Source organism: Streptomyces chattanoogensis, assembly GCF_001294335.1.
Taxonomy (GTDB): Bacteria; Actinomycetota; Actinomycetes; order Streptomycetales; family Streptomycetaceae; genus Streptomyces; species Streptomyces chattanoogensis.
Map to the genome: position 1 here is coordinate 26,629 of NZ_LGKG01000149.1, position 12,815 is coordinate 39,443.

Below are 12,815 nucleotides of genomic sequence, written 5' to 3' on the forward strand. Positions count from 1 at the left end.
ACCCCCTGATCGGGCGCGTGGGTCCATGACCCGCAGCCAGTTCGAGCGAGCCAAGGCATGGGTCCGGGACAAGAAGTGTGCATTGGAGCGCAGGGCGTTCGTGCTCTTTGAGGGCTTCTACGTGACTACTGTCGATCCGGTGCTGTGCGCCAGCGCCGTGGTGCGGGAGTTCAAGGTCATCGAGCGCCGCGTTACCCGCATCTACACCAGCATGATCGAGCCACTGCCAGCGGAAGCACAGAACACGGCGGCGATCGGCCTGCTCAAGGCGCAGTGCCTGGGAGTCATCAATGCGATGAAGGTCCTTGACGAGGCGGGCTACTCGGCGGATGCGGCAGCGAAGCTGGCAGCGACCAATGGAGCGAAGTCGAGGCGGGGGCGGACCCGACCGCAGTGACCGGCCGGCGTGTCAGCGGGGCACGGTCCGGGAGGACTTGCGTAGTCGAGGTGCATCATCCGCAGTTGTGCATCAATTCTCGCACGCAACGCCAACATCTCCCGCCTGTTCTTCAGCTCGGCCTGTGCCTACCGGATCGGAACAACGCGCGCAGATCCGATCGAGACACTCAGGCGACCCCCGTCTGGAAGATTCCGGTGATCAAAGCTCAGCAGGGTGCGTGTCGCCAGGCCAATGGGAGTTTTCGACAACCGCCTGCAAGTGGGAATCTTCTGTTGAGTACGTGAATGGAGGCGAGGCCATGCACAGGATGTTCAGCATCACGAATGACCTGCGATCGGCGCATTGGCGCTCCAGCCTTCGCCCTGTCCGACGGCGCGCCCGGCGCGATCGTCATGTCACCCGGAGATGCCCGCGGCACCCGGCTGATCCCGGAGAAGGGTGGCGGCTACTGCTGCGGCCTCGACGGGGCTGATGGCCCCAACATGGCCTGCGAGGCGTGCGGCTTGCCCGTGGCGAGCCGGATCGACGACTGCTCGCTCTGGCAGACGGTGTGGCTCGCACCCAACGCCGTACGCCGCCTCCCCGTCGACGACGCCGACGCCGACGCCGCACCGCTCTCCTGGGGCGAGCTGACGGCGGAATGGAGGGGCATGCTCCCGTTCGAGCCGATCGCCACGTGGGGATCGGGACTTGGGCGGAACCACTGGTGGTTATGGAGCCCGCAGTAGGAGGCGGCAACCGGCAGTGCGCTCGCCCACCTGCTGGCGGCCTCAGAAGGCCGGCCGGTGACCGTCCCGGACGGCCTGATCAAGGAGGTGTTCCAACGCGCCCTCGACGCCCTGCTGCCCGCAGGGCCGCCAGCGCGGCGCGCCGTCCTGGCCGGACCGGGACAGCCCGCCCTTGACGCGGACGTCGACGTCCTCCTTGCGCCGGCCCATCCTCAGACGGGGGGGAAAGCTGGACTCCGGCCGACCCGGCCACCTCGGCATACCTGGTGGCGCTGCCGTTCGGGGTGTGGCTGTGGCTGGCCTTCCCCGAGCCGTGCCTGCCCGTTCCTGCGTCGGGCGGCATGCCTGACGGTGTCCTCCGCGACGAACCGCCCATGCCGCGCCCGCTACCTGTTCCGGGCCGGCCCGGGAGCGTTCCAGCACACCCTGGTCCGGCTGCCAGTCGTCCGCAGCCCGTGGCTGCGCGAGATCCTCGAAAACCTCACGCAGCACATGCGCACCCGCCTGTTCTAGCCCACGACCGGACACATGTCAGCGTGGCCGGCACATACGGGGCCGGGCCAAAGATCTTTAGCAGCACTGGCACGGCCCCTGGGAGGGCTGCAAACGTCAGGCTTCTATCCCGGAACAACTGGAGCGTTCCGTGGGCAATGCGGGGGCGGCTGCGCCGCGCGCCTATTAGCGGCCGGTGCACGGCAAGCTGCTAGCGTCCATGACAAGACAGGCAACTGGCCCAGTGGGCCAGGAGAACGGGGGTTCGGGGGATGTCCTTCGACGCTGAGTGGGCGGAGCTCAAGGCCGGTGCAGCGGCTCGGCAGTCCACGCAGATGCAGCTCAATCAGCTTGCGCCCGATGGAGGGGGTGGTGGTACCCCGCAGGGCGACCTGACCGTCGACCAGAAGGACCTGGCCGCCATCGGGGACGTGGCGTTCAAGCTGCATCAGGATCTGGACAAGGCCGGCGACCACGCCCGCGTCAGCAGCATGAAGGCCGCCTCGTCCCTGGAGAAGGACTTCGCGATCGGGGGCGCGCTGGATCACGTGGCGGAGCGGTGGTTGGACCAGCTGCGCAGTGTGCTGGACGCGTGCGCGCACATCTCCAACCACCTCGACTACACCAGGAAAGCCCACGCCAGCAACGATGCCTACCTCGGCACCGTCTTCAGCAAGATATCCACTCTCGACCAGGGCTTTGATGAGGGGACCCAGCGCTGATGGATCTCGAAGCCCTGCAGCACGGCAACTTCTCCCAGCTCGGTGAGGCCGTCACCGACTGGACCCAGATGATCGGCAAGCTGGAGAAGCTCAAGGACCGGGCGGAGAACGAACTGGACAAGAAGTCCAAGAAAGCCAATTGGTCCGGCGTCAACGCCACCGTCACCCGTGAGTTCATCACCAAGACCGCCAAGGAATTCGGCGACGCCGTCACCCAGGCCCGCTCCATCCGCAACATCCTCCGCGACACTCGCGACGAGCTCATCGGCTATCGCGGCGACCTCCAAGACGCCATCGATCGCGCCCTCAAGAAGAAGATCAGCGTGATGGGCATTGGCGGTGGCAAGTTCCTGGTCTCCTCCATGTGCACACCGGATGAAGACCAGCCCACCGAGGGTGCGATCAACGCCGTCAAGAACGAAATCCAAGGCATCCTCGCCAAAGCCACGGAATCTGATGACAGCGCAGCGAAGGCGCTCCGCGCGCTGGCAGACCAGGCTAAGTACGGCTTCTCGGGCGCCGAGTACAAGGACCGCGACTCTGCCGCCGAGGCCCTCGCGGAGGCAGAACACATGGCGAAGCTCGCCAAGAAGGACCCGGAGAAACTCACAGCCAGAGAGCTGGCGACACTCACCGCTGGCTTGAAGAAATACAGGAACGACGAACTCTTCTCGGAACGATTCGCCGTTCTCATGGGGCCCAAGGGAACGCTGGGTTTCTGGGCAGGCACCGCGGATACACATGCTCGGGCCAGCGGAGCCGAACTTGATCAACTCAAGGAACTCCAGAAGAACTTGAGCATGACCCTGGCCACGGCAACCCATTCTGATTCCGCCGCCATGCAAGAGTGGAAACGGGACATCATCAACGAAGGGAACACGAGCTTCAGGCCCGATCCCTCGGATCCCTACAAGAGTCCGCTCGGGGTTCGTGGGTTCCAGGTGATGAGTAGTCTGATGAGTCATGGTAAGTACGACACGGAGTTTCTTGACGACTACGGCAAGAAGCTGCTCAAGGCGGACATGGCTCCTCGGGGGAGTGTGGGAACGGGTACCAACGAAGTCTGGGAGAACGCGGACCAGTCCTTGGATCTTGTATTTGGCAAGGGCGCCGGCGGCGACCCCGTGATTGGCTTCATGGATGCTCTCTCCCACAACTCTGAAGCAGCCACGAACACCTTCGACTCGAAGGCCACCCTTGACCACGTGCTCCAGAGCACGAAGTACACGGACAGGGGAGTATCGGTCGGCCACGCACTCGAAGCTGCGGTCACCGGCGTTTCACGCGGCGAGACACCATCCGAGCCCGTCCCGCACAGCAAGACACAGGTCACGATCATGAAGAACATCATGAACGCTGTTGCGCAGCCGGATGGTGGGGCGGATCTGGTGAAAAAGGGGATTGGTGGGAGTTTCGGGCATATGGCGTCCGCTTATATGCCCGAGATCAACAGGACGATGGCCGGCCAAGGGGCAGAATCAATTTTCCTGACGAACAGCGCTGCGCCGGACGACCTCGAAAGGACAGATGCCACACGGTTTCTGTACGAGGTCGCAAGAGACACCAATGGGAAGGCTGCACTTCTCTACGGTGAGGGCATCTACACGAGCAGCGTCCTCGAAGCGCATATTGCAGACCCTGACCTCCATGACAGCACCACAAACCAGAAGATAGGAGTGATTGCCAAGAACGCTGGAGTCATTGACGGGATCATAGCGCATTCGACTGCCGACGCCGAGATCTCAGAGGCCAAAGAAGGGGAGAAGGATTGGAATGAATCGGTGAAACGTGAGGGTGATTACTACAAGTCGGTGGTATCCGCAGGCCTCGGCGTAGGAGCCGTTGCCCTCGCCCCGCAGAACCTGACAGGCGCCATGGCAGGAGCGGCTGGCGGCGGATTCTTCGGCGGAATCGCCGGCATGGCCGTCGACCGGTTTATGGAAGGGCGGGAACAGGACAAAGCGGAGGACTCCGCCCTCTATGGTACAGGAAAGGACCTCAACAAGGCTCAGGACGACGCGAATTGGCAGACGCAGCAGTCGGCGAGGAACGCCATCGAGAGGCACGACTCGGCATTGAAAAAAGGCTCGATAGATGTCTTGATCAACGACAAGCTAAACGATGGCTGGCAACATAGCGATACCATTCTGGAAGATGCTCACAGGCGCCCGAGTGCGTAGCCCGAATGAAGGTGTTGTAACCGTCGTGAAGTTGAATGTAAATAAGAGAGTGACCAAGATCGCACTGTGTTGCATCCTCTTGGGTGCGGGAGTGTTTGGTTTCTTGGAGTTCTTCACCAAGGGGCTCGACCGTCTACCTGCCAAGGTATGCCACGGGGCAGTGGACCGTGAGATAGCAGCCAGTGCGCTCCCTGATACACGTAAGGCATACGAGGGCGGGAAAAGTGACCCTTCTGGGGAGACGTTCACTTCCACGTGCTACGTCAAGACCAGCAGTAACTTCATCAGCGAGGGTTCAATTATTTCCGGCGAGGCCGAACTTGGTGACGCGACTTCTACCTCCTGGAGTAACCGCTTTACGGCAAGTGGGAACGGGAAGAAGTTCGAAGCGTCATCGGGAGGCATTAAGGCGATTTCATATCCTGAACGCTCTTCGATCTACGTCCCTTGCACACCGCCCGGTAAGAAGAAAGAACAAGCACGTCAGGCCTATGCATTGATCGTGGAGGCGAGGACCATCGGAGAGACTCGTGTGACCGGAACACCGCTTCGTCAGGCAATCACGGACTTTGCTTATCAACTGGCCCGGCATGCCTATAAGGTCGGTGAATGCCAGGAGCCAAGGAAGTTCCCCGCCGAACTTCCTCGCCTCCACTGAGTTAGCGGTGCGGCTCGCCAGCAGCCCGAGGGTGTGCGCCCTGGGGCGACGATGTTGGCCAGGGCATCGCCCAGTTCGCCGAAGGCCCTGTTCTGGGAGTAAGGCCAACCGCAACCGCCCGTGCCACCTGGCTCACCGAGGCGAAGCAGCGGGGGAGAAGATGGCGATGCGGCAGTGGCGAGTTCTTGGCGCACAGCACCGTGCATGGTGAAGTTGCAGGTCGCGGGGCTGGTGTGCGTGGGGTTCGGGATGCTCGTACTGATCGCCGGGCGCATGACTTTGGCGAAGATCGTCGGTCACCGGGCGACTTCGCGGTCGTCAGGACCAGCAGGCTGGTGCCAGGGCGGTCGCCTACTTCGGGTCGGTGCGGACGTTGCCGAGCACTCGTCAGTTCTTCAGGTGGGCGAGGCCGTGCCCGGAACAACTGGAGCGTTCCGTCAGCAGGTGCGGGGGCGGCTGCGCCGCGCGCCCGCTAAAGGCCAGCAAACGACGGTGAGTGAGCGGTCGGTGGAACGGTGGCGCCGTCAGTGGCGGGAGCATGGTCAAGGCGGTGTCCGTTCAAAGGGTTCACCAGGACGTCCGAGACTGAACGAGGCTCAAATGGCCAGGCTTGAGCGTGAGTTGGAGCGTGGTCCGCTCGCTCACGGGTGGGCGGACCAGCGGTGGACGCTCGCGCGTGTGAAGACGTTGATCGGGTGGTTGTTCCATGTCAGTTACACGGTGGAGGGCACATGGTGGCTGCTGAAGCGTCATGGCTGGTCGTGGCAGCAGCCGGCCCGTAGGGCGATCGAGCGGGACGATGAGGCGGTCGAGTTGTGGAAGAAGGAGGTGTGGCCGCGGGTAAAAGCACCGCGGCGGTCCGCGGGGCCTGGATCGTCTGCGAGGACGAGGCCAGTCAGTCGCTGAGGTCGCCACGCGCAAGAACCTGGGGCCGGGTTGGCCGGACGCCAGTGGTCCGGGTACGGGGCCGGGGCTCCGGACGCGTCTCCATGGCCGGAATGACCTGCTTCAAGAACGGAGAGCGTTCACGGCTGATCTACAGCTTCCGCGTCCATCGGGGACGCAAGGGCGAGCCCAAGGGCTTCACCTGGCAGGACTACCGCGACCTCATCGTGCGGGCACACCACCAGCTCCGTGGCCCGATCGTCCTGGTCTGGGACAACCTGCGGACTCATCTGATGCCGCAGATGAAGGCTTTCATCGCCGAGAACGACGACTGGCTGACAGTGTTCCACTTCCCCGCCTACGCGCCCGACCTCAACCCGCAAGAAGGCATCTGGTCACTGGTGAAACGCACCATCGGCAACCTCGCCGTCGCCAACCTCGATCAACTGGCCACCGCCGTGAAACGCAGCCTCAAGAAGATCCAGTACCGTCCACATCTGATCAACGGCTGCCTCACGGGCACCGGCCTGACCATGGACGCCTGACCACGATCAGACCGACATCACGCATTCAAATTCAGTAGCGTCCATGACAAGCCCAGGTAACTGGCCCAGTGGGCCAGGAGAAGGGGGAGTTCGGCCAGCCCGGCCCCCGCGTCAGAACCGGTCGATCTCCTGGCCGTCCGGAATCTTGTAGCAGCCCGATGTGACCTCGATTGCGAAACTCGGCTGCTTGTCCTTCTTCAACTGGATGATCCAAACACTGACCTTCTTGGAGACGTTGTCGGCGATCAAGTTGAGGGCCTTGTTCGGGCTGTTATCGTGGTAAATATCCTTGATCGCCCAACCACCGGTTTTGAGCTTCTTCTTGAGGTTCTCCATGGCGACGTCGATATCGCTGGCCTTCGTCGGTGCGAAGTTCCAGGGGTGGTACATCTGGAAGTACGTGTCCTTGTCCCTGCCGTCGCACTCCCTGACGCCGGGCCCCGGCTTGGAGGCTTTGCCGGGTACGCCGGCGAAGTCGTAGATCTGGCTGGAGACCTGTTTCAGGGCCTGTGAGGCCTGAAAGGTTGTGGCGGTGCCCGCAGAGGGAATCTCCGAGGTTGATTCGTTCGACTTGCTGTCAGTTATGCCACATCCACTGAGGAGAAGTCCGGTCAGTACGAGAGTCAGAGGGGGGCCGATTCGTCGCTGCCGGCGCACGGTGGACAGTGGTACACGATGCACGAAAGTCTGCCCCTTCACGTAGCCTGAGATCGTTCGGTGTAGCGCAGCATGGTGGACATGTCTACTAAGGGCTTGCAGGGAATCAAGGTGTTGCTTCCCTGCAAGCCCTTAGGCAGCCCGCGTTGCCGCGCGGTATCCGTCCCCGCACTCAGCTCGCCGCTCCTCTGCGTCTGAGTGCCGCACTGTTCAGGATTTCGCCTCGTAACACCTGGAATACAAGGTGATCTCAATGAGCGGGGTGTGCCCGTCGAGCCCCTTCATCCAGGTGGCTTCAAGCTGGGTATGTGTCTTCAGGTGGACGGCCATGATTTCCAGGTTGCGGTTCTGGCTGGAATCCTTGCCGTACTTCACCACCTTCCACCCTTGCTGTGGAAGCGCGTTGTGCAGATTTTTCATGCCCTTCTCCAGGGCGCCATTCCCGACCCCGTACATCGACCAAGGGTGTCGGACACTGCGGTATTTTCGTGCCCCGTCGTCAGACGCATTGCAGGGTCCTGCGCTGGGCCCTGCCTCGGTTACCTTTCCCTTGATGTCCAGCATTTCCACGACTCGACTGGACAGGCTTCCGACCTCGTGCACAACCTCCTGGCTTGTGCGCGCCGCAGGTTCGTATTCATCACCACTGGGATCTTTCTTCATAGTAGAACACCCCACAGTCAGCATAAGACTTCCCAGCGCCACGGAACTTGCAATGAAAGTATTTTTGTTCATATAGGTCACCAATGGGCCTTACTATCCAGCGTGACGTCACCGTATCTTCCCACTACGACTCTGGACTGGTTCTTAAGGCTCAGCGATGCCTGCCCACCCTCTGCGTCCCAGAAGGCCCCGTGGTCGCCCGCGTCACTCGTCATTATGTTTCCGCCGAACTCCGGGTCTGTGGGGATAATCCAGTTATCTCCGAGCCCGCTGCCCTCACCTCCGTGGCGGACGATGAAGTCCGAACCTCCACCGCCCATCGCCCACATGTGCTTGGGGTCAATTCCCAGGTCTGCGGCGTGGTTCGCTTGCATTCCGGGACTTCCTGCGACCAGGACGTCATCTGCCGGGATGGGGGTCTCGTTCCAACTGGCAGTCTTGGCGCTGTCACCGATGAGCGTGCTGCCGTAGCTGTGGCCGATGACGGTGGTGTGGCCGGTGTCGCCGCTCGCGTATTGGTGTGCTTTCCTGTTGCCTTCGAGGAAATCGTGGAGTATCGGGGCGCCCTTTTCTGCGTACCTGTCGTTGGTGGCCTCAAGGAGGATGTTGTCCGGGGCGTCATAATCAAGCCAGGTGATTGTGGAGATCTTTTGTCCGGGCGCGAGCCGTCTGCTCTCGTTCCAAAGATTTTCACTGCGTTTGAGGTCCGAAGGAGTGTCGCCGGAATCCTCGCCGATGGTCGATATATCTGTCTTGGTGCCGGGGATGTATATGCCGGTGTGGTCGGCCGTATCCGGATTTCCATTGGCAAGGATGATCCTGCCGTTGCCCTCGCCGTCCGGGTCGAATCCGAGGAGGTAAGCTTCCGGGAGACCGTTCTCGCCGGTCCGGTCAAAGCGGTCCTGAATGGCCCGCATTCCCTTCAGTTTCTCCTCCAAGTACTCCTTCCGCTCGCTGTACTTGTCGTGCCAGTCCAGCCACTCCTGGTTGTACGTCATGTCGCCTCGGGCCCCAATGGGGACGAACTGGGGCGACGGTTCCTTGGGGATGGCGTTCAGCTTCATCTCGTACTGGCCACGCGTTTCCGCCAGTACGGTCCGGTTGGCCTCGTCGCGTACGACGGCGGGAAGTCCGTTCATCGCCCCGATACTCGCGGGGTGCAGGGAGATATAAGCCTCCCGCTCATCGGCGGACAGGTGCTTCCACCACTCCGCGTTGTCCTCCGGATCGCCGCCCTTGGGCGGGGCCTTAATGCCGTCGAGGTAGTGCTCGGCGCCCTCGCGTACGCCGCCCGTGTCCTTCTGGGCGTCCACCCAGTCCGCGGCGGAGACGGTCAGGTCGTCATCGGCCCTCAGCTTCCGTAGCTTCGGAGCCCACTTGGCGTCCGCCTCCGTGGCCTCCTGCAACGCGTCGGCGATGCGGTCCGCGAACCCCAAAGCCTTGCCGTAGTTCGGGTTCGGGTGGATGTTGATCGACTGGCGCCGCACGGCTGCCGACGACGGGTCCCACGGGCCGGGGCTGCCTTCAACCGTGCCCCCTTCCGGTACCTTGCCGTCGACCTTGTCGCCGCCTGCCGGGTAGGAGACCGAGCCGTCGCTTGTGACCGTGCAGTTGGCGGCGTGGGCGTCCTCAATCGCCGCCTTCAGCTTGCGTTTGGCGGCTTCAATGTCGAACGCGAAGCCGTTCAGTGCGGTGCTCGCGAGGCCACACTCCGTCTGCAGGTAGTGAAGGTTCCGCGCCAGCTGCTTCAGTTGCCCCAACGCGGCGGTCGCGGTCGCGCCCTCCAACTGGTGACGGATACCCGCTGCGATCCGGTTGTCGACTGCATCCTTCGCCCTCTCAGCCGAGTCGCCCATGGCGCGGTAGCCATCTGCAGCGCCCTCGTACTCAGACGGTTTGAACGCCTTCAGCGTCGCAAAATCCACGGCTTGCGCTCACTTCCCCTTCGCCTGACCACCAACAGCCTCGGTGTCCTTGTACCTGAGGCTGATGCGGTCCAGCTCGTCCTTGACCTCGCTGTCGGGCATGGAAAGGTCGTGCCCGGAGCGCTCCAAGAGCGCGCCCAGCGCACCACAACGACCACGCACCTTGTCGACGTACTTCTCCCAGGACTCGTACAGTTCCTTCTGTGCCGCGGCAGACCGGCACCCGGCCGTATCGCCCAAGCCCTGCTGGCCCTCTCGCAGTTTCGTGGCCGCCTTGCCGAGGTCGTCCTTCAATCCCTTGAGGTCGTCGCCGGCTTTGGACCAGACCCGCTTCTCTGACTTCAACCGGCTTCCAGCGGACGGATCACTAGGAGGCCACGCGCTGTTGAGTTGCATCCCCGTCGTCGCGCGTTCGGCTGCCTCGGCCTTCAGCTGTTCCCACTCGTCCCACGCCATCGTCGGCGATTCCTCCTTATGCGCCATGACGCAGTGCGTGGGGGTGGGCACCTCCCGTGCGTGCCCACCCCTTCCGCTTGATGCGTGCGGTCGTTGCCGTCAGTAGTTGGCAGCGGCCTTCTTGTCGGCTGCACTGTAGGCGGCGCTGGCGTCGCGGATGGCGTTGGCAATGGCGTTCAGGGCCGTGTGGATCTCCCTGGACTTCGTGTCCCACTCGTGGTGGAGGCCGTCCGCAGCATTCTTGGCCTCACCCTCGAAGAAGGCGGAGATGTCCTTCATACGTGCCTGGAGGGCCTCCAGGTCCCCGTCGAGCTTCTTCGCCTGGCTCGTGATCTGCTGCGCCGCGTGCTCGAGTTCCGCATAAGTGACGAGCATCGTGCCGTCGTTTACGGCCATGGTTCCTCCCGTTTGTTCTTAAGTCTGTGTGCTGGTGGCGGGGCTGGCGGGCCTGCGGGTCACATGTTGTTGAAGCTGGAGGAGCCACCGCCCGCGCCGGCGCCTGAACCTGCGCCGGCGTCGATGCCCTTGAGGGCCTGGAAGACCTCCTGCTCGGTGCTGCCGACGATGCGGCGGTTGTCGTCCACCGCCTGCTGGAAGCGGACCAGGAGATTGCCGATGTGGGCCATGCGCTCGTTGATCTCCCGCTGCTTGCGGTCGAAGGACACGGCGCCCATGCCCTTCCATTTGCCTTCGACGCCGTCGATCACGGCCTGCAGCTGGTGGAGCTGCTGTTTGACGGAGCCGAAGCGGTCGTTGAGTTCCTGCTCGAATCCCCGCAGGACTTCATCATTGACCTTCTGGACTGCCATAAAGGGTCTTCCTTTCTCGGTGTGGTTGTTTGGGTCCAGCGTGTGTGGTTCGCCGGGTATGGGGCCGCGGGCCTGCGCTTGTGTTGTGGTAAGGGGCTCAGGCGTTGCGGCGTTTGCGGGCCAGGGCGAAGGCGCCTGCGGCCAGGGCGGCTATGGCTGCGGCGATGCCGATGATGAGGCCCGTTGAGGAGTTCTCTTCGTTCTTGCCGATGGCCTGTTCGGTGTTCGCCTTCCCGGCTGACTCACCCCTTGGCCGCTGCGGCGAGGCGTCATTCGAGGAGGACGGGGAGTTTGAAGCCTGAGGGTCAGCCAGTGGGTTGGAGTCTGCCTTTCCTGGATTCCCCTTGCCTCGAATGATGTTGACACCGGGACGGACGATTCCGTAGCCGAGGTACTTGCTAAGGGGGTGTTTCTTCTTGTCCTTGAGGCCGGCTGTTTCGATGAGAACCCGGAGTACCTGGTTGGCAGTCCAGTCGGGGTGGGCTGACCAGACAAGTGCTGCGGAAGCTGCTGCGACCGCCGTGGCAGCGCTGGCGCCGCCGCCAGCGCAGTAGCGCTTGAATCTGGAGTCGCACCAGCGTGGGATATCGTCCCCGGGCGCTGCCAGGTCGACTGAATCCCCGTACTGGGAGTTCTTGGCTACGTCTCCCTCCCGGGTGACGGAACCAATCCCGACGACTGCGTTCTGCGATGCCGGGTATTGGCGTTTGTTACCGTCCTGGGCGTTGTCTCCGGTGCCCGCGATGACAAGCTTTCCCTTACTCGCCGCGTAGTCCACCGCGCTCTCTGCGTGGAGATTGACGCCGATGGCGTGTTCGTTCCTGATGTTGATCGCGATGATCTGGGCGTCGCTGTCGGCTGCAGCACGGATGGCGTGATAGAGGGGGTCGCGTTCGATCCAGGTCCCGGGCGGGAGCTGGTCGTGCTTGAGCAGGGGGACCCTGAAGGGGATGATCTTGGCTCCAGGGGCGAGGCCTTTGAGGCCGCCGCCTTTGCCCGTTCCGGCGATCAGTTCGGCCGTAGTGGTGCCCTGACCATCGGTGTCGTTGGTGTTTCCGCCCCTTTCGACGGTGGCGTCGACGCCTTTGAGTACCTGGCCCTTGAGCGAGGGGGTGTTGGGGTTCACGCCGGAGTCGATGACGGCGACCTTGATGCCCTTGCCTGTGGTCTTCTTCCAGATCTTCTCGGCGTAGAGGGCGTCCAGGTACCACTGCTTGGACTGCACGTCCTCGGCAGCGGCTGCCGACGCCGTGCCCGACAGGGTGAGTGTCAACGCACCGAGCGCGGATCCCACGGTGACCAGACCTCGGCGGGTGTGGCTGATTCTTGCGGTCATGCTGACTTCCGGACCTTCCCTGTGCCTAGTCGATCACCGGCGGCGCGGTGTTCCTCCGCCGGGACTCCCACGTTTCCTCGTCTTCCGTCAGGTAGTCCGGACGCTCTCCACCACGGTCCCGCTCTTCCTCGCCGGGGCGTTGCTGGTTCGGGCGTCCGGCTGCCAGGCCGGCGCCACCGGAGGTGAAGCTTCCTGCACCCGAACGGGAGCCAGCAGCGGTGTTGCGCGGAGTGCCGACGATGCCATTCGCGGCAGGCCCGCCACGGCCGGTGGGACGAGGACTGCCTGCTGCTGGCTGGGACCCAATAGGTCCCGACTGGCCCGGCCGGCCTGTGGAACCCCGGCTAGGCGCCGCGGGT

At 63.0% G+C, this 12,815-nt stretch carries 12 protein-coding genes and 1 pseudogene; 6 read left to right on the forward strand and 7 right to left on the reverse strand.

The annotated features are described in order from the left end of the window. The first annotated feature begins 25 nt into the window (after window positions 1-25). From ADL29_RS24830 to ADL29_RS46675, 6 genes and pseudogenes are all read left to right on the forward strand, one after another. Complete coding sequence (locus tag ADL29_RS24830; RefSeq protein ID WP_157878565.1) at window positions 26-397, forward strand: CFAP299 family protein; 372 nt, start codon at window positions 26-28, stop codon at window positions 395-397. A 338-nt stretch (window positions 398-735) separates the two neighbouring features. Then, window positions 736-1,641: pseudogene (locus tag ADL29_RS24835) on the forward strand (hypothetical protein); the annotation flags it as partial. A 251-nt stretch (window positions 1,642-1,892) separates the two neighbouring features. After that, window positions 1,893-2,342 carry a hypothetical protein gene (locus ADL29_RS24840; protein ID WP_053925813.1) on the forward strand — a complete coding sequence of 150 codons (450 nt, stop codon included), beginning with the start codon at window positions 1,893-1,895 and terminating at the stop codon, window positions 2,340-2,342. Then, window positions 2,342-4,522 carry a hypothetical protein gene (locus tag ADL29_RS24845; protein WP_053925814.1) on the forward strand — a complete coding sequence of 727 codons (2,181 nt, stop codon included), beginning with the start codon at window positions 2,342-2,344 and terminating at the stop codon, window positions 4,520-4,522. Before ADL29_RS24840 ends, ADL29_RS24845 begins: the two co-directional genes overlap by 1 nt. A gap of 49 nt (window positions 4,523-4,571) precedes the next feature. Continuing rightward, a complete protein-coding gene (locus ADL29_RS43635) occupies window positions 4,572-5,180 on the forward strand; it encodes a hypothetical protein (RefSeq protein WP_157878566.1) in 609 nt (202 codons plus the stop codon). A gap of 444 nt (window positions 5,181-5,624) precedes the next feature. Continuing rightward, window positions 5,625-6,610, forward strand: a protein-coding gene (locus tag ADL29_RS46675; RefSeq protein ID WP_425424278.1) for an IS630 family transposase whose coding sequence is annotated in 2 segments (ribosomal slippage) — window positions 5,625-5,993 and window positions 5,996-6,610 — 984 coding nt in all. Because the reading frame shifts where the segments join, the coding sequence is not laid out codon by codon here. A 111-nt stretch (window positions 6,611-6,721) separates the two neighbouring features. Here ADL29_RS46675 and ADL29_RS24860 read toward each other — a convergent pair. The 7 genes from ADL29_RS24860 to ADL29_RS24890 all read right to left on the reverse strand — a co-directional run bounded on the left by ADL29_RS24860 (window position 6,722) and on the right by ADL29_RS24890 (window position 12,456). Beyond that, window positions 6,722-7,309, reverse strand: a complete 588-nt coding sequence (locus ADL29_RS24860) for a hypothetical protein (protein WP_245689613.1) — start codon at window positions 7,307-7,309, stop codon at window positions 6,722-6,724. A 168-nt stretch (window positions 7,310-7,477) separates the two neighbouring features. Beyond that, a complete protein-coding gene (locus tag ADL29_RS43640) occupies window positions 7,478-7,930 on the reverse strand; it encodes a hypothetical protein (protein ID WP_157878567.1) in 453 nt (150 codons plus the stop codon). A 77-nt stretch (window positions 7,931-8,007) separates the two neighbouring features. After that, a complete protein-coding gene (locus ADL29_RS24870) occupies window positions 8,008-9,855 on the reverse strand; it encodes an alpha/beta hydrolase (RefSeq protein WP_053925817.1) in 1,848 nt (615 codons plus the stop codon). Between the two features lie 9 nt (window positions 9,856-9,864). Then, window positions 9,865-10,338 (reverse strand): hypothetical protein, encoded by a 474-nt coding sequence (locus ADL29_RS24875; protein WP_245689614.1) that lies wholly within the window; start codon window positions 10,336-10,338, stop codon window positions 9,865-9,867. Between the two features lie 72 nt (window positions 10,339-10,410). Then, window positions 10,411-10,707: a WXG100 family type VII secretion target gene (locus tag ADL29_RS24880; protein ID WP_053925819.1), complete on the reverse strand. Its 297-nt coding sequence runs from the start codon at window positions 10,705-10,707 to the stop codon at window positions 10,411-10,413. Between the two features lie 59 nt (window positions 10,708-10,766). Next, the gene (locus ADL29_RS24885) at window positions 10,767-11,120 is read right to left on the reverse strand and encodes a WXG100 family type VII secretion target (RefSeq protein ID WP_053925820.1); all 354 of its coding nucleotides are present in this window, start codon (window positions 11,118-11,120) and stop codon (window positions 10,767-10,769) included. 97 nt (window positions 11,121-11,217) lie between these two features. Continuing rightward, entirely contained in the window at window positions 11,218-12,456 is a 1,239-nt protein-coding gene (locus tag ADL29_RS24890; RefSeq protein ID WP_053925821.1) for a S8 family serine peptidase, read from the reverse strand. Window positions 12,457-12,815: the final 359 nt, after the last annotated feature.